This is a genomic window from Reticulibacter mediterranei (assembly GCF_016587455.1).
Genome location: NZ_BNJK01000001.1, coordinates 5,233,837 through 5,250,896, shown reverse-complemented (window position 1 = coordinate 5,250,896; position 17,060 = coordinate 5,233,837). Strand labels below are relative to the sequence as shown.

Here is a 17,060-nt window from a genome sequence, read left to right as displayed (position 1 = left end):
AGCGTACAGTTTCATCAAACCTCTGACATATCTCTAACGTACAATGTAGTAGAAACGTCGATACTTGAGAGGATGTCTTCATGCGTTCAAAAACGCCTCGTATAAACAGGCTTACACAAATCATTCGCTTCTTTCGGGTCTCCAGATTGCTGCTCTGGACGATCTGGGTTATTTATCGCGAACGCCGCCGCGTTGTTCGCGCTCGCAGTCGTGGCAACTACGAAGTACAGCCAAATATTGAAGTCCTTATCCGTGTCCTGGAGGCCTTCCGCAAGGCCGCGATTGAGCTAGGTGTGCTGATGATCAAGCTGGGCCAGTTCTTCAGTTCACGCGCCGATCTGCTGCCAGAGCAGGCACTTACCGTGCTGGCTGACCTACAAGATGAGGTGCCACCCGCACCATTCGAGCATGTCGTCTCCGTCATCGAGGCCGAACTTGGCAAACCGGTAGAAGAGATATTCAGCGTGTTGGAGCGCAAATGTACTGCTGCCGCCTCGCTGGGACAGGTGCATAAGGCCGTCCTCGCCTCCACAGGCGAAACAGTAGCCGTCAAAGTGCAGCGCCCACATATTGCTCAACTTGTCAGTATGGATTTAAGCACCCTGAAATTTGTTATTCAGGTCATTAATCGGTTTGTCGATACCAGCGACTTCATCGATCTGATGGGCGTTTACCGCGAGTTTCGTCGCACCGTCTACGAAGAGATCGACTATGTGACCGAAGCCACCAATGCCAAACGCTTCCGCGAAATATTCCAGCATGATCCCACCATCTACATTCCCCGCATGCACGATGAATATATCTCCCGGCGCGTGCTGGTTATGGAGTGGATCGATGGTATCAAGATCAACGATTATGCCGCGCTCGAAGCTGCCAACATCAATCGCCTGGAGGTGGCAAAGCGTACAGTGAATGCCTACTTCCACCAGTTTTTTGAAGAGGGCTTCTTCCATGCTGATCCTCATCCAGGCAATATCTTTGTGAAAAAGGGAGCCTGGAGCGACGGGCCAGTGATTGCCTTTGTCGATTTCGGCATGGTTGGCAGGCTAACCAAGCATATGAAGCGCTCTCTGAAAGAGATCTTTCTTGGCTTCGTCACGCGCAATTCACACGCGATTGTCAATGCCCTCACCAGTCTGGGCTTTATCGGCGATGGGGCGAACCAGGCAGCGATTGAACGGGGCCTCTCGATCATGCTGGAACAATACTACGGCATCACACTTGGCGAGGTGCGCGAACTGGATTTCCCCGAAGTCGCGCGCGAACTGGAAAATCTGTTGTATGGGCAGCCCTTCCACATCCCTGCTCAATTCGCCTTCAGCGGTCGAGCAGTGGGAACGCTGGTTGGCGTCTCAACGGGCCTCGCCCCTGACTTCAATTTTCTAGAGGTTGCCACGCCCTACGCCCGCAGTTTTCTGGGACTCGATGCCGAGGGAATCACACAAACCGTTCAGGATGTGTTCACGCAACTCCTGGATACCAGCAAAGTGATGCTGGAACTACCCCGCTCGCTTGAGCGCGTCATCACCCGCATTGAAACGGGACAATTAGAGGTTCGGCTGGCAAACATCCCCGGCGGCCATAGCAGACGCTCGCGCGGGCGACGCGGCAATGGTGGCACGACAGTAGTAGCCGCCAGTACTAATGGTAGTGGAAGTATGCTGGGAGGCTTTATGTTTGTCGCTTCACTGGCTGGTGGCATTTACCTCACCGGCATTCATCAAGCCATGCCTGGCTGGTTCTGTCTAGGCATCGCTGGCATTACTGCGCTGGCAACATTGCTCAGAAGATGAACAGGTTTTAACAGGGAAATTCTGACTCTATCATCAGAATTTCCCTGTTAAAACCTGAAAAATTTCAGAAACTGCTTTCAACTCAATCAATATCTCCTGTTTGAATACTCCGAGAATTTTCATATTCTTTTATCTATTACATTTATTCTCTTTTCTCTTGTATTACTGGCATCATAACAGTATAATATGACAGACGTTGTTAAACGAACAGCGATTTGTTTAGTTTAATGTGCAGAATTGTAGTAACAAGGAGGTTTAAATGAAATTTTGTCGTGCATTCGTATCGTTTCTGCTTTCGCTGCTCCTTCTCGTCTGCTTTGCGGGCGCAGCAGCTGCCGATGTAACCCCAACAGCAGAACCGACAGGAACCGCGACCAGCAGCGGAGCTTGCTTTAAGCTCCAAACCGAACACCAGACAGTTGCGATCGGGCAAGAAGCGCGACTCGGTTTCTATGGATACAACCAGTGCCCATTTCAGCCCAACACTGACGTAAAGATCAATGTTGCGTGGGGAGATGGCACCACGTCCGTAGTACCGATCTGCACCGGCGATTTCTGCCCCGCCGTCATTCCCAGCGCATCTCATGCATACAAAACAGCCGATACCTATTATCCACGCGCCTGTATTGATATCCCCGGCACCACGTGGTTCGCGCCCCCTTGTCTTACCGCACAGGTTGATGTCACCGAATAATTACCCCTGGAAACACAAAGAGACCCATAGGGCACTGGCCCTGTGAGTCTCCCTGGAAGAACTAGCAAGCAAACATTATTTAATATGAGCGCGTCGGATCGGCGAAACCATCTGTGTTGGGGAGAAGCGGATACCAGCCCGGACGATGCGGATCGCGATCATAGGGATAAGTTCCCAGTTCTTTATATAGCTCAGCATACTGCGCTAATTTGTCGCGGTCCAACTCCACGCCAAGCCCCGGTCGCTCTGGCACAGCAATTTTTCCCTCGCGATACTCCATTTTTCCACCTTGAATAATGTCATCGGTGAGATGATGATAATGAGCATCGGCAGCAAAAGCGAGGTTGGGCAGGACAGCCCCAAGATGGAGCATGGTCGCCAGCTGAATCCCTAGCTCACCTGATGAATGAACGGCGATGCCCAGTTGGAAGGTTTCACAGACGCCAGCCGCCTTTACGCACGGTCGAATGCCTCCCCAGAAGGTCGTATCGAGCAGGATCACATCAACGGCTGGATTTAAAATATTGCTGGCGAGCTGCTCAAAATTAATCACAATCGTATTGGTGGCGGTGGGAATACGCACCATCTCCCGCACGCGCCTCACGCCGTTCAAGCCCCATGTCGGATCTTCAAAATAATCGTTATTCAGCTTTTCGATGGCATGCCCAAAGTGAATCGCCTGTTCCACGCTCAGAATCGAATTGGGATCGTAGCGCAAACGATCTTGCGGAAAGGCGTCAGCAAGGGCCAGATAGCACTCAAGCTCGTATTGTGGTGGAAAGACGCCACCTTTGAGCTTGTGCGTCGTGAAGCCGTAGCGCTGCTGCAAATCCTGTGCATGCTCGATCAACTGTTCTGGCGTGCGCACCTCATAGCGCCCGTTTTTTTCATCAGGATAGCGGAAAAACAGGTAGCTTGCGAACTCCACCTCGTCCCTGATCTTGCCCCCAAGCAGTTGATAGACGGGGACTCCAAGCTTCTTGCCGATAATATCAAGGCAGGCAAATTCGATGGCGGCATGCAGTTGTGTGCGATTATTATACAGGCTGGCAGTGGGATTGGTGATGGCAAAACGCAATTTCTCAAGATCAAAGGGATCGTGGCCGACCAGATAGGATTTGAGACCTTGAAAGGCCAGGGTCGCGCTTTCTCCCCCGCCACCCATCTCGCCCAGGCCGATAATGCCCTCGTCCGTCTCCACCTCAACAATAGTGCGCACAAAACGCCCCCACTGCACACCATTACTGTGTCTCAGGGGGGCTTCCAATGGTACAGTGACCGCAGTAGCCTTGATGTCGGTGATCTTCATAGACACTTCCTCAAATTAAAAAAATTATAGATGATGCAACATTGCTTATCTATCTAACAGCCATACATCTTCCGCGCCTCTCTTCACCCGTCCCTCGCGCTCCAATTTCCGCAGGTGCGCATTGATCGAATGAGCCGCAACGGGATGCAGGCGTGCATCAACATCGCTGTATATAACAGAGACCAGTGCCGCGACTGTTGTGCCAGTCGGAAAATTCTGCAATGCCTGTATCACCTGCTGTTCGCGCTCCAGACGATGCACCACATACTCGCTCAGCTTTGCCTGTGGATTCGTAATGATCGGACCATGTGCAGGCACAATTTCTGCCAGGTCGAGTAATTGCAAGCACTGAAGCGAAGCGAGATACTCAAAGAGATCGTCAATCACTACCGTACCCTCACCTGCCACGAGATCGCCAGCAAAGAGCGTACGACGCTGTTCCAGCAAAAAGCAAAAATGATCGGGACTATGACCGGGCGTGTGAATTGCGCGTAAGAGGTCATTGCCAGCTGGAAACATCGTGCCATCGGGAACCTCCTCATCGGCAATTGACGTTCCCTGGCGACTGAACGCATAAATGGCAATGTGGAGACGCTTGCGTAGCGCAGCCGCACCTCCAATATGATCAGGATGGCCGTGTGTAATCAAAATGCGGCGAATCCCACCACGCTGCTCACCAGCACGGATGATCGCCTCCTGATGCTCCAGGGCGTCGTCGGCGGGATCAATAACGCTGGCTCCCTCTTCGCCTCCACCAAACACGATGGTATTGGTGCCACGGCCAGTCATTAACGAGGCGTTGGGCGCTAAAAGAATAGTGTAGGGATCATGTGAATCGAGCATTATTCTCCCTCTCGTCTTCGGCTATATCTTCCAGGGATGGGCGGTATCTTCCGGCAAATAGACATGCGGGAAGCCATCGATCAGGGTTAAAATGGGCGAATGCGTCGGCACATAGCGCGTCAGGGCAGCATTGAGCGCTTGCTGCACATTATCGAACTCGGCAAGATCGCGCAGTTGATGGAACGTAGGAAAAGCGACGGGGAAGCTACCTTGAGCAAAACGGGCAAGCGCTTCGGCAGGTGAAATCCAGACGCCCTCGCTCGTTTCAAGGTCATCATATAACGCTTCCTGTTCGGTCGGAGCTGCCGCCAGAAAGAAGTGCGTATCATAGCGTTTGGGCATACCCTCCGGGGTGATCCAATGCGAGAAATACACCAGCCGGTCGGTTGCCAGCGTCAATTGCTCCTGCTGTGCCATCATGGTGAGCGAGCCTTTGCGCTCATTGAACGCCTGACGATAGAGGGCGAAACGCGCTTGCTCCTCCTCTTTACCAACGGCAAGAATTTTATCATCGTGGTATGCAAGCAGCACATTGGCCTCTTCAAAAAGCTCGCGAATGGCCGCCGCTCGCACACCCTGACCGGGCAGAGTACGGCCTTCCGGGTCTGCCGAAGAAGGCAATACCGCTCGACAAAGCTCCTCGCTCTGCTCGACCAGACGATCATCAGCCATTACAGAGCCGCCCGGAAACACATACAGGTCGGGCATAAACTCACTTTGCACGACGCGCCGCACCATAAAGACTTCTATTTTTTGAGTAGCCTGTTGCCCTGCCACTTTCTCCTCTCGCAACAACATCACCGTCGAGGCTGCTCTGGGCTGCACTGCCGCCATGCGCTTTTCTCCATTCTCCATAGATTCTCACAATCATCACAGACGCAGATACAAGTTTAATAGTACCATATATGCCTGTACCTGAGATATGTAACAAATGTATGGCATGCTGGCTGCATACTGCTATTTTTTTATCCATTTTCCATCTATTTCTGCTATACTACAAAATGAGTTGGGCCGTTTCGCAGCCCTCCAGATGTGCCAGATATGAGATATTTATGTAAAAACTAAAGAACGGTGCCGTATGTCTAGAAAAGTTAAGCCAAAATCATCCACTCCTCCTTATTTGCGCGTCGGGCTGATAGGCGATCCTGTAGCTCACTCATATTCGCCACGTTTCCAGCAAGCAGGACTGGATGCGCTCGGCATCCCCGCACGCTACGAATTATGGCATACTCCCGATACACAATTGCTAGAACGTGTCCGCTCGCTCTGTCAGAAAGATTGTCTGGGAGCGAATGTCACCATTCCACATAAAGAGGCGGTGCTGCCGCTTTTAGATATAATTGATCCACTGGCGGAACGTATAGGCGCAGTGAATACAATCGTTAATGAGGATGATTATCTACATGGTTACAATACGGATGCGCCTGGCCTGCTCCATGCACTGCTCGAAAATGGCATCGGCACAATGGATACTCATGGTCACATCTCGTTGCGGGGACATACTGCTATCTTGCTCGGTGCCGGTGGTGCCGCCAGAGGTGCCGCCTTTGGACTGGTTGGAGCGCAGGTCGATCGTCTGATTATCCTCAATCGCCACCTGGAACGCGCTCAGATGTTAGCCTCCGATGTTCAGCAAACCTATGACGGCCCCGTTTTCAGTTTGAGCGATCCCAGCTTCCTCATTTCACATTCCTCATCGATCATCATCAACGCCACATCCGTTGGCATGCATGGAGATGTCAGCCCACTCCCGGCTGAGGTGCTGGCGCGCTTCGATGCTGATACATTTGTATACGACATGATCTATAACCCGATCCAGACCCACCTGCTCTTGCAGGCGCGCACGATGGGTCTGCGGGCCGCGAACGGTCTCTCGATGCTCCTGCATCAAGGTGCGCTGGCCTTTACGCTCTGGACCTGTCGCCCGGCCCCCATTGAGGTGATGAGAAGCGCGCTTCTGTAGAAAAAATAAGGGATCATCGGGCACATTCCTGCATATTGTAGAATGGAGATGGCATACAGAGAACTCCCTTCACAACGATCAGTTTAAGGAGGTGTCCATGAAATTTGTCACTTTCTCCACGCACGAGCTGCCAGAACCACATCTTGGACTTGTGCGCGACGATGAGGTGCTTGATCTCGATCTGGCGGCGCGGGCGCTCTCGCTGGCGATACCAGATCAGATGCTTGGTCTTATCGATCAGTATGAGCAGCATCAACCAGCGCTCCAGGCTGTTTTAGCAAAGGTTGGCACACGCCGCTTTACTCAGGTGAGAACTTATTCGGATATCGGGGCCGCCCATGCACTTAGCGAGGTACAGCTGGCCGCACCCATTCCTCGACCACGCAAAAACGTGTTCTGCCTGGCCGTCAACTATCGCGAACATGCTCAAGAGACGGCCCACGTGCGCGGTCACAGCGGCCAGGCGCCCGAAATCCCTGTATTTTTTACGAAGGCTCCCACCACCATCAACGCTCCATATGGAGAGATCGTCATCGATCCAGCTGTCTCTACGGAGATCGATTGGGAGGTCGAGCTAGGAGTGGTGCTGGGCAAGAGTGGAAAGAATATTCGTGAGGAAGATGCGCTATCCTATGTCTTCGGCTATACAGTGCTGAACGATATCACGGCTCGCGATCTGCAAGCGCGCCATAAGCAATTTTTTAAAGGAAAGAGTCTCGATGGCTCCTGCCCGATCGGTCCCTGGATCATCACAGCAGACGAGATTCCTAATCCGCATGATCTGGCCCTGCGTCTGCGCGTCAATGGCGAGACCAAACAGGATTCGCGCACCAACCTGATGATCTTCTCGATCAACAAGGCGATCTCAATCCTCTCGCAAGGCATGACGTTGGAGGCCGGAGACATCATTGCGACCGGCACACCCAGCGGCGTTGGCTTTTCACGCACACCACCCGAATTTCTCAAACCGGGCGATGTAGTCGAGGCCGAGGTAGAAAACGTTGGCCTGATTAGAAATCGTGTCGTGAGCATCGATTAGCATCGTCAAATGCTGGTAGCATTGAAGCGATTGCTACCAGCATTGATTGCTATTAGACGTGTACTACATGCTTTTGCGTAAATTCGATAATTGCATCTGTCGCGCGCTGATAGCCACCATCTTCGTGCATGCGCTGCTGCATTTCCTGAGCATGCGTGCGATACTGTGGATCATTGGCGACGTGTTCGACGGCCTCACGCAGACTGGCAGCAGTCACGGCCCCTTTATCCAGTTGCACGCCCAGGCCAAGTTCGACGGTTCGGCGCGCATGCATCTGTTGTTCGGGCTGCTGCGGGATCAGCACCATCGGCACCCCATAATATATGCTCTCCATCACGCTATTCGTTCCGGCATGCGTCACAAACACCTGTGTACGCGGCAGAATCTCAAGCTGTGGCACATAGGGTGAGAGCAGGAAGTTGTCAGGAACAGCGCCAAGTTGCGTTGTATCAGTGGATTTTCCCACCGTGAGAACCACCTGCCAGGGCTGTCCACCAAACGCCTCAAAGCAGTGCTTGTAAAATTCTGGCTGATTGGTCATAACGCTACCCATCGAGATATAGAGGAGTGGTAGCTCGGTATTAAGCTTGTCGAAGGGGAAGCCGGTCTCCTGGTGGCGCGTCTGAATGGAGGTGCCAACAAAGAGGAAACGCTCGTCAAAGGTCTCAACCATCGGCTGAAATGCGCGGCTCATGAAAATGATATTGAGAGACTCAACATCGGTAAACTCTCTGGTTATCTCCTCCATCGGATTTTCAGACGAGCTGGCGGCCTGAAGCGCCTTAAACCGTTCCAGAAATTCCTGTCCATTGGCCGAATTTTGCATACCAGCGCGAATATGCTTGAACAGATTAAAATGTTCGTTTGAGGCGTAGGTGGCACGCAGGCCAATCGCTGGCACATGCAGTTCGTCTCTGATCACTTTTGCCCAGCCGCACATAAAGTCATAGAGAATGACATCCGGCTTCTCCGCACGAATGCGATCAATCACCTGTGGCGGGACAAACTTGCGGTCCTCAAGGATGAATACACGCGGTCCCATCCCGATATTGCGACCACCAATACCGCCCTTTGCCAGTTCTTTGATTTTCGATTCATAGGGCTGGAAGACGGCCCCGGTCGCCTCGATGGTCTCACGAAAATCCTCGGTGAGATAGTAGCTGACCTCGTGGCCGCGCCTCACCAACTCCTGCACGACAGGTAGCGTTGGATTGACATGCCCCCATGCGGGTACATTTAAAAAGCTATATTTTGCCATAGTATTTCCTTTCACATGTATGTTCATTGCCATTTCGATATATCGTATTCCTCTGATGTGATTTTAAACGATATATCGTATTCTTGTCAAGAGAATCTACGAATGAGGGAGAGAAGTTTCTGCTTCGATGATAGGATTCTTTGCGTGCATCAACAACGACATAAATCACATATGCGAGTATGCCTGGATTGGTACTAATTGTGATCTGGATGGAACGTGACACAATGTAGGAATATGGGGCGAAGGGATAGCTATAAACGATCTATAGTATATAGATGTATAGCATTCTTTATGTTATGATAGGCCCATCGCTGAATCACTTTCGTAATTTGTGAGAAGTGCGTTCTATGGGCAAACATGTATTTATTTCCTATCAACACAATGATAGTGACTTTGCTGAAAATCTGATCCAACGCATCGAGAAAGAAGGCTTTGCAACCTGGATCGATAATGATAGCCTCATTCCTGGAGAAGACTGGCGTGAAGGGATCGATCAAGCTATTCGGGAAGCTTTCGCCCTCATAGTTATCCTATCCCCAACAGCCAAAGCTTCTGAATATGTGACCTATGAGTGGACCCTCGCATGGGGATGCGATATTACGGTTATCCCCTTGATGTACAAACGAACTCGACTTCACCCTCGCCTGGAATCTCTACAATATCTGGATTTCAGCAATCAGATTCGTCCCTGGGAACGTCTGATAGAAGCGCTCCAGACGGCAAGAAGTAAGCCGTCAACTGCCCAGGCTTCTATTGTTCAGAAGGTGCAGGAATGGATTAATAAGGGTGAGCTTTTTTTAACTCGTGAGGAGTATCATGATGCCCTGGATGCGTTCAGAGAAGCCATCCATCTTGACATGAATAATGCGCAAGCTTATGCAGGGAAAAGCACTGCTCTCTGTGAACTGGACATGAGCGGACAAGCTCTCATTGCCTGTGAGCAAGCTATCAGATTTGGTGCAAGCAACGCTGTTGTATGGAACAACAAAGGCACCGCTCTTTTGAAGCTCAAGAGATATGAAGAGGCGCTCTCTGCCTACGAAGAAGCCATCCGCCTTGATCCTGAATATGTGCGTGGATGGACAGGCAAAGGTATTGCACTCAGCAGTCTCAAGAGGCATGAAGAGGCGCTCTCTGCACACGAATACGTCCTCAAGCTCAACCCTGAATATGTACGTGGATGGAACAACCAGGGTTCCACACTAAATAGTCTCAAGCAATACGAAGAAGCTCTTTCTGCTTACGAGCAGGCGCTTCGTCTCGACCCTGCATATGTACACGCCTGGAATGGTAAAGGTACAGCGCTGAACAGCCTCAAGCAATACGAAGAAGCTCTTTCTGCTTACGAGCAGGCGCTTCATCTCGATCCTGAGTTCGCCTATGCCTGGAATGGTAAAGGCAATGCCTTGCGCAATCTTCATCGTTATGAAGAGGCTCTGGCCGCACACGAATGGGCTATCCATCTTGATCCTGGTTACGCCAATGCCTGGGGTAGTAAAGGGAATACGCTCTATAGCCTGAAACGCTATGATGATGCGCTCGCTGCCTATGAACAATCCATTCACCTTGACCCAACCTATGCCAATGCCTGGACTAACAAGGGCAACGACCTGTATAGCCTTCATCGTTATGAAGAGGCTCTGGCCGCACACGAACGGGCTATCCAACTTAACCCTGAATATACAAACGCCTGGAACGGGAAGGGCAATGCATTGTATGGCTTGAAACGATATGAAAGAGCGCTCACGGCCTATGAGCAAGCTCTTCGCCTGGAACCAAACAACGCCATCATATGGAGGAACAGAGGAAACACTCTTGCCATGTTGAGCAAAAACGAAGAGGCTGAAAAAGCCTATCGCCGGGCAAGTGAGCTAAGCTACTAAGGTTTAGGTAGCACTTACAAGCGTTGTATGCAGGACCATTATATAGAGACAGATTCTTCTTTATGCTATGATAGGCCCATCATTAGCATCGTTCTTCATAGTTTGCTGGAAGTGTATTCTATGGACAAACATGTCTTCATCTCGTATAAGCATGACGATAACGATTTTGCCTATAACGTGATCCATGAGATCACGAAGGAAGGCTTCAAGCACTGGATCGATAACGATCATTTGCGTCCTGGCGAAGATTGGCGCGAAGGGATAGATCAGGCCATTCAGCAGGCTTTTGCCCTCATCGTTATCATGTCTCCGGCAGCCCAGGCATCTGAATACATCACTTACGAATGGTCCTATGCCTATGGCTGTGGCGTCAAAGTGATCCCCTTGATGTATAAGCAAACCGACCTGCACCCTCGTCTCAAAACGCTACAATATCTGGATTTCACAGACTACCGTTATAGCCAACGCCCCTGGAATAAGTTGATGAATGCGCTCAAGAGTGCCGCCAGTACACCACCAACAGTTCCGACAATTTCACCGCTTCCTCCTTTTCCCCAGCCCACGAATGAGCAAAAAGTGCAGGAATGGATCGATAAAGGAAAGCTTTTTTTGAAGCGCAAAGATTACGAGGAGGCTTTAGATTCATTCAAAGAAGCAATCGTACTTGATCCAGGTAATGTTTATGCCTATGCAGGTAAGAGTGAAACTCTATCTTGGCTGAAAAAATACCAGGAAGCATTGAGATCTAGCGAGCAAGCTATCAAGCTTGATGCCAATCTTGCTTATGCATGGACATGTAAAGGCATGGCATGGCATGGTATAGAGCAATATGAAGATGCTTTATCTGCTTTCGATAAAGCTCTTCGTCTTGACCCCAAATTCACTAGCGCTTGGAATGGTAAAGGAGTTATTCTGAATGCGCTAGCACAACATGAAGAAGCTTTAACCGCTCTCGATGAAGCTCTTCGTCTTGATCCTCAACTTGCCTTAGCCTGGAATAATAGGGGAGTTACTTTGCATTATTTAAACCGATATGAAGAATCTCTAACTGCTCTTGATAAATCTATTTTCATTGATTCAAATATTGCACTTACCTGGCACAATAAAGGTTTTGCTCTTCATAACCTGGCACTTTATGGAGATGCTTTATCTGCCTACACAAAATCTCTTCACCTTGACCCTGAATTTGCGCAAACTTGGAAAAACAAAAGTGATACGCTTAAAAAGCTTGGTAGAACTGAAGAAGCAGAGCAATGCCATAAACGAGCAATAAAGTTAGGATGGGAGGAGTAGAGCAGCATCAACATGCAGCACAACACATCTATAAACTTTCTCATTAGCTATCACCCAACCGATCAGGCGTGGGCAGAGTGGATTGCATGGCAGCTTGATGCGGCGGGCTACTCGATTCATATCGAGATGTGGGATGTGCGACCCGGTATGAATTTTATTTTGGAGCTGGACCGCGCTGCTAGCATGGCAGAGCGCACGATTGCCGTTCTCTCGCCAGCTTATCTCGCCTCTCTGCCCTCTGCACGCGAATGGAGTGTCGCGCTCGCAAAAGATCCCACCGGAGCGGCTTATAAGCTGCTGCCCATCCGCGTCCACGAGTGCCAGCCGAGTGGTTTGCTTGCCAGCATCACTGCTATCGATCTTGCAGGGTTGCCACAGGAAGAGGCTCACAAGCAACTGCTAGCAGGCATCTCTCAAGTACGCGCCAAACCTACCACTGAGCCGCATTTCCCAGGCGAAACCCCTCCGATCTTTCCCCAGACATGGCCGGAGATCTGGCAGGTTCCCTATCAACGCAACCCCTTTTTTACGGACCGCGAACGGCTGTTGAAAGCGCTGCATAAGCAACTGGCACAGCAAAAGCGCTCACAATCAGCTACCGCGCTCACTCAGGCCATCAGCGGTCTCGGCGGCATCGGCAAGACGCAGACAGCGCTGGAATATGCGTGGCGCTATGGTAAAGAGTATCGTTGTGTGCTATGGGTCAACGCCTCCTCAGCCGAAAATCTGCTCGCTGACTACGTGAAGTTCGCCGCCACACAACATATCCCCGGCTATGATGCTCAGGACCAGCGCACGGCACCACCAGCTGTCAAAGCGTGGTTGGAGCAGCAACGAGACTGGCTATTGATCCTCGATAATGCCGACGATCTAGCCATGATCCAGGATTTTCTACCAGGCGGCGTTCATATGCGCGGCCATATTCTGCTCACCACGCGAGCCAACTCCGTTGGGCCATTGATACGCCCTATCGAAGTCTCCAGGATGGATCATGATGATGGGGTGGACCTGCTGCTCAAGCGATCTAGAATGCTTGTAGAGGGCCACCGATTGCGCAAAAAAGAGTTACGCGCCATCGCCGAAACGCTGGTGGAAGAGATGGACGGCCTGCCCCTGGCTATCGATCAGGCTGCTGGCTATATCGACGAACGCAAATGTAGCATCCAGGATTATTTGCAATTGTATCAGAGCAGGCGCAAGGATATACTGGCACTCAAGAACCGCCTCTCGCCCTATTATTCAGAGACGGTTGCTACTACATGGTCGCTATCCTTTGCGCGTATCCAACAGGAGAACGCCGCTGCTGCTGAACTTCTCCGCTTCTGTGCCTTTCTTGCCCCTGACGCCATTCCCGAAGAGCTGATTACCGAGGGCGCACAATACCTCGGCGATGTGCTGGGGCCGGTAGCCGCAGATCCCCTATTGTTGAACGATGCCATAGAGGTACTGCTACGCTATTCGCTGATCAGGCGCAACCCCGAAACGAAAATCCTGTCTATCCATAGGCTCGTGCAGGTGGTGTTGAGATACGATATGGAGGAGGAAGATCAAGTTATATGGATAGGGAAAATGTTCAGAGCTGTTTGGCAAATATTTGCCTACAGGGAATATGAAACTTTCACTGATTTTGAACGCTACGTACCTCAAATTTATATTTGCCCAGAATTTATAGACAGATATCAACTATTTTATGATATTTCTGCTCGAATATTGCATAGTGCAGCATTCTATTTACAAGAGTATGCGCGATATTCTGAAGCAGAACAATTCTATCAAAAGGCTCTTATAATCTATGAAAAATCTCCTGAAACCGAACAAAGAGATATAGCCGTTCTATTACATAATTTAGGCTCACTCTATCATAAACAAGAACAGTACGAAGAGGCAGAAAAGTTTTATGAAAAAGCATTAGTAATATTTGAAAAAACATTAGGCGGCCATCCCTACTATACATTACACTATTTAACATCTGCATTTAACTCACGAGGGATGATATACCGTCATAGGAAAATGTATCACAAAGCAATAGAGATGTATCAACGAGCGTTGAATATTTATCAAGAGATCATTGAAACCATTGAATATCCAGCGGCTGCAATAACTCTACAGAATATTGCATTAACCCAGGTTGAACAAGGCAAATATGAGGAAGCGGAAAGATTATACAAGCAAGCAATAGAAATTTTAGTGAATGGACGTGAGATGGGAGCAGAGTTAGGACAGATTGCGCTGGTTAAAAATAATCTTGCATCACTCTATCAGAGACAAGAAAGGTTTCAAGAGGCCGAGTCATTATATCAACAAGTATTAAACTTCAGAAAAAAAGCGCTAGGACTGAAACATCCAGATACTGTTGACACAATCAAGAGCTATACATCGCTTTTACGCGATATGAATCGGGAAAATGACGCAGAGATGTTAGAAAATTGGCTTCCGAAGGATAAAAAATAATAAAGGCATCTATTTCTCCTCTCTCTTAGCTCTCTCAGCCCTTTCTTTTACGGGCAATGGCACATGTTCTTTGCAAAACAAAAATCGCTTCCCAGCAGGCAACATTTGCGCATAGGCAGCAGCCGCGCCACACACATCGCAGCTTCCCGCATTGGTCTTCACAACTTTCATCTCTCTGATACCTCTTTGCATCGATAATTATCTATGTATTGACTCTTCCTAGAAATGAGGTGATAGCCAGATCTGAATGATGACACAATGAGCAATAAAATAGATAGAAAACAATCTATATAACCAGCATAGCATAGAAGAGAGACATATCTCAACAAGCGAGCAATTCAGGCGTGTTGATCGGGCCCGTTGGGGTGCTGGTGATAGACGAATTGAATCACATTCTACGTTTTTGTCATGCGATTATTCGTTTTAAGCAGCGTCTATCTATAATAACCATGAAAATGTTTATGATACAACAAAGCTATCTATATCTAAACAAAATGTATAAGTATGACTGAGATGTTCATGTTTCTTTGAATAAAAAAGAGGAGCGTTATGGATATACATTTAGTGGCTACTATCGCAGCGGCTGGCGTTTTTCTGGCTCATCTTCTGCTTGCTTCGTTGATCCGCCGCACCATCATTGCAACCATCACAGGCTTCTCCTGGCAACGAACAATATTTCTGAAACATTTTATATGGGTCAAAGAAAGCTCCTACTCTGACTATCCCGATGGAAGCAGAAATCGGAGCAGCACAGAAGAAAGCTACCTATCCTATGAGTTCGTGCGCTTCGACACCAGAACCACGACCGATGCCAATGGCAACACCACCACGACCACACATTCAGTCTATGAACCTGTCGTAAGATATCGCACGCAATACACCTACGAAATCCAACGATGGCGCAGAAGCCGAGAGGTTCTCGCAGAAGGCAACGACCGCAACCATGTCTATTGGCCCGATTATACGCTCGACGAGACAACTCAGGAACAAATCGATAAAACCCAGGAGAGCTATCAGGTGTTCTTCCAGGCGACGAAAGGCAAGCAGTACCATCGAGAGCTTACGCAAGATGAATGGACAGTTCTCGATGAGCAGGCAACCTATCGGCTACGCGTCACCATCTATGGCACGATCACAGATATAACACCAGAGCAGATACAAGCAATGGTCATGCCAGAACAACAAAGCGCTCAATGATGAGATTGAACACGATAGGTGGTATAGGTGTCGAGAATACACTGTGCAATCATATCTGAGGGGGCAATATCAATCTCCCAGATGGTGCTCTGGCCATTATAATGGTTGATATCAAGCAAGATAGATGGGGGAGCATCCTGATAGCCCTCCACACGCAACCGCATATAGCTGATATCCGCAAAAGCCAGCGTTCTGATACGCTGGCGACGATATTCCACCACCCTGTCGGGCAGCACAACCATTGTGGGCTTCGGCTGCTTCCTCTCCTTGCGCTTCCTCGACCATTGCACAAAAAAGATGGAGAGAGTGAAAAAGCCAAGCAAAAAGAGAAGAATAAACCAGCTTAGTTGTTGCAGAGATGCAGTGAAAACCACACAAAGCGATAGAGAGAACAACAAGAAAATCAGCGCTATAAGCAAAATCGTAAGCCGGCTCAATGGAGGGGTCTCATGACTCGAGAAAACGCGCCAGGTATTGGGATAATCTCTCTGCCATACCTGCTGCAAAACGCTGTTGGGATCAGGCAAGCTATGTTGTTGCAAAAGTAGTATCCCGCCTCTCTTTATTCATAGAAATGCCCCGTCATCTACTGTACTGGACGCAGAGAATTGGTCGAGATAAAGCAGGGAAAACATAATTTACTCATAATCAGGCCGATCATCATAAAGATCTTCATATGGTGAGGGCGACACCGGGTAAGGTGGGGGAAAGAAAGGAGTGCCATAGGGATTGGGATCAGACGGCTTTACCGCACTGGTCGATCCTGTTGACTTTGCCGGTTCTTCCAGTGATACAGGCGATGATGGCGGGACATATAGTGGAGGTGCTGATGGAGCGGCGGCAGGTTCGACCGTTGGAAGCATCTCCTGCTCACGATCTTTACCAAACAGACCTCCCAGTGCTCCAAAACCAGCACCCAACACAACATTCAAACACAGATAGAGAAACTCAAGCACAAAGAAGGGAGTTAAACGCAAGAGGGGCGCGACCTGGCTCCCGGGCTGGAGTTGTCTGGGCAACAGATAGATGAGGTTGAAGATCGCCACGAGCAGCGTGCTGAACAGTCTGGAGATAAAGGCCGTCCAGAGGCCAGCCAGTGTCCCGCCGGCAATTCTCTGCGTCTTTCTGGCGACAAGCAGACCGGCGAGCAAAAAGAATGCGCAGGCAATAGGGAAGGACAACAGTGTCAATGTCCCGGAAAATCCAGCCAGGACACTTAGCGCCAGCACGGAGAGTATCGCCGAAACAGCGCCATGCAGCGGACCAACGATGAAACCACAACCTAGCGCGGCCTTCCCTATCGATGGCACCGGCTGACGACGAGAGGTGAATTGCAT

Annotated in this window: 15 protein-coding genes; 8 read left to right on the top strand and 7 right to left on the bottom strand. The window is 49.8% G+C overall.

The genetic code is table 11. The features are described 5' to 3' along the window. Nucleotides 1–80 precede the first annotated feature (80 nt). Entirely contained in the window at nucleotides 81–1,793 is a 1,713-nt protein-coding gene (locus tag K3T83_RS22610; protein ID WP_220205195.1) for an ABC1 kinase family protein, read from the top strand. 259 nt (nucleotides 1,794–2,052) lie between these two features. Further along, a complete protein-coding gene (locus K3T83_RS22605; RefSeq protein ID WP_220205194.1) occupies nucleotides 2,053–2,487 on the top strand; it encodes a hypothetical protein in 435 nt (144 codons plus the stop codon). Nucleotides 2,488–2,566: 79 nt separating this feature from the next. Here the strand turns inward: K3T83_RS22605 and K3T83_RS22600 are convergent, their stop codons facing one another. Genes K3T83_RS22600 through K3T83_RS22590 form a run of 3 tightly spaced genes read right to left on the bottom strand, consistent with a single transcriptional unit; the run spans nucleotide 2,567 to nucleotide 5,473 of the window. Continuing rightward, on the bottom strand, nucleotides 2,567–3,796 hold the full coding sequence (locus K3T83_RS22600) for an enolase C-terminal domain-like protein (RefSeq protein ID WP_220205193.1): 1,230 nt from the start codon (nucleotides 3,794–3,796) through the stop codon (nucleotides 2,567–2,569). A 45-nt stretch (nucleotides 3,797–3,841) separates the two neighbouring features. Continuing rightward, nucleotides 3,842–4,639 carry an MBL fold metallo-hydrolase gene (locus tag K3T83_RS22595; RefSeq protein ID WP_220205192.1) on the bottom strand — a complete coding sequence of 266 codons (798 nt, stop codon included), beginning with the start codon at nucleotides 4,637–4,639 and terminating at the stop codon, nucleotides 3,842–3,844. A gap of 21 nt (nucleotides 4,640–4,660) precedes the next feature. Then, entirely contained in the window at nucleotides 4,661–5,473 is an 813-nt protein-coding gene (locus tag K3T83_RS22590; protein WP_220205191.1) for an NUDIX hydrolase, read from the bottom strand. A 244-nt stretch (nucleotides 5,474–5,717) separates the two neighbouring features. Between K3T83_RS22590 and aroE the strand changes: the two genes are divergently transcribed. Continuing rightward, nucleotides 5,718–6,602: a shikimate dehydrogenase gene (aroE, locus tag K3T83_RS22585; protein WP_220205190.1), complete on the top strand. Its 885-nt coding sequence runs from the start codon at nucleotides 5,718–5,720 to the stop codon at nucleotides 6,600–6,602. A 97-nt stretch (nucleotides 6,603–6,699) separates the two neighbouring features. Next, on the top strand, nucleotides 6,700–7,641 hold the full coding sequence (locus K3T83_RS22580) for a fumarylacetoacetate hydrolase family protein (protein ID WP_220205189.1): 942 nt from the start codon (nucleotides 6,700–6,702) through the stop codon (nucleotides 7,639–7,641). Between the two features lie 52 nt (nucleotides 7,642–7,693). Here K3T83_RS22580 and K3T83_RS22575 read toward each other — a convergent pair whose 3' ends face one another. Next, a complete protein-coding gene (locus K3T83_RS22575; protein WP_220205188.1) occupies nucleotides 7,694–8,899 on the bottom strand; it encodes a macrolide family glycosyltransferase in 1,206 nt (401 codons plus the stop codon). A gap of 347 nt (nucleotides 8,900–9,246) precedes the next feature. On the opposite strand from K3T83_RS22575, the gene K3T83_RS22570 reads away from it, so the two are divergent. From K3T83_RS22570 to fxsT, 3 genes are all read left to right on the top strand, one after another. Then, a complete protein-coding gene (locus K3T83_RS22570) occupies nucleotides 9,247–10,782 on the top strand; it encodes a toll/interleukin-1 receptor domain-containing protein (protein WP_220205187.1) in 1,536 nt (511 codons plus the stop codon). Nucleotides 10,783–10,902: 120 nt separating this feature from the next. Then, nucleotides 10,903–12,075, top strand: a complete 1,173-nt coding sequence (locus K3T83_RS22565) for a tetratricopeptide repeat protein (RefSeq protein ID WP_220205186.1) — start codon at nucleotides 10,903–10,905, stop codon at nucleotides 12,073–12,075. A 12-nt stretch (nucleotides 12,076–12,087) separates the two neighbouring features. Further along, the gene (gene fxsT / locus K3T83_RS22560; protein ID WP_220205185.1) at nucleotides 12,088–14,526 is read left to right on the top strand and encodes an FxSxx-COOH system tetratricopeptide repeat protein; all 2,439 of its coding nucleotides are present in this window, start codon (nucleotides 12,088–12,090) and stop codon (nucleotides 14,524–14,526) included. 9 nt (nucleotides 14,527–14,535) lie between these two features. Here fxsT and K3T83_RS58635 read toward each other — a convergent pair whose 3' ends face one another. Next, nucleotides 14,536–14,697 carry a DUF7455 domain-containing protein gene (locus K3T83_RS58635; RefSeq protein ID WP_444544563.1) on the bottom strand — a complete coding sequence of 54 codons (162 nt, stop codon included), beginning with the start codon at nucleotides 14,695–14,697 and terminating at the stop codon, nucleotides 14,536–14,538. A gap of 378 nt (nucleotides 14,698–15,075) precedes the next feature. Here K3T83_RS58635 and K3T83_RS22555 point away from each other — a divergent pair, with 378 nt between their 5' ends. Then, on the top strand, nucleotides 15,076–15,723 hold the full coding sequence (locus K3T83_RS22555; protein WP_220205184.1) for a hypothetical protein: 648 nt from the start codon (nucleotides 15,076–15,078) through the stop codon (nucleotides 15,721–15,723). On the opposite strand, the gene K3T83_RS22550 is transcribed toward K3T83_RS22555, so the two are convergent. Further along, nucleotides 15,717–16,265: a hypothetical protein gene (locus K3T83_RS22550; protein ID WP_220205183.1), complete on the bottom strand. Its 549-nt coding sequence runs from the start codon at nucleotides 16,263–16,265 to the stop codon at nucleotides 15,717–15,719. The two genes, K3T83_RS22555 and K3T83_RS22550, sit on opposite strands and share 7 nt — an antisense overlap. A 96-nt stretch (nucleotides 16,266–16,361) precedes the next feature. Further along, nucleotides 16,362–17,060, bottom strand: coding sequence for a hypothetical protein (locus K3T83_RS22545; protein ID WP_220205182.1), 699 nt, complete (start codon nucleotides 17,058–17,060; stop codon nucleotides 16,362–16,364).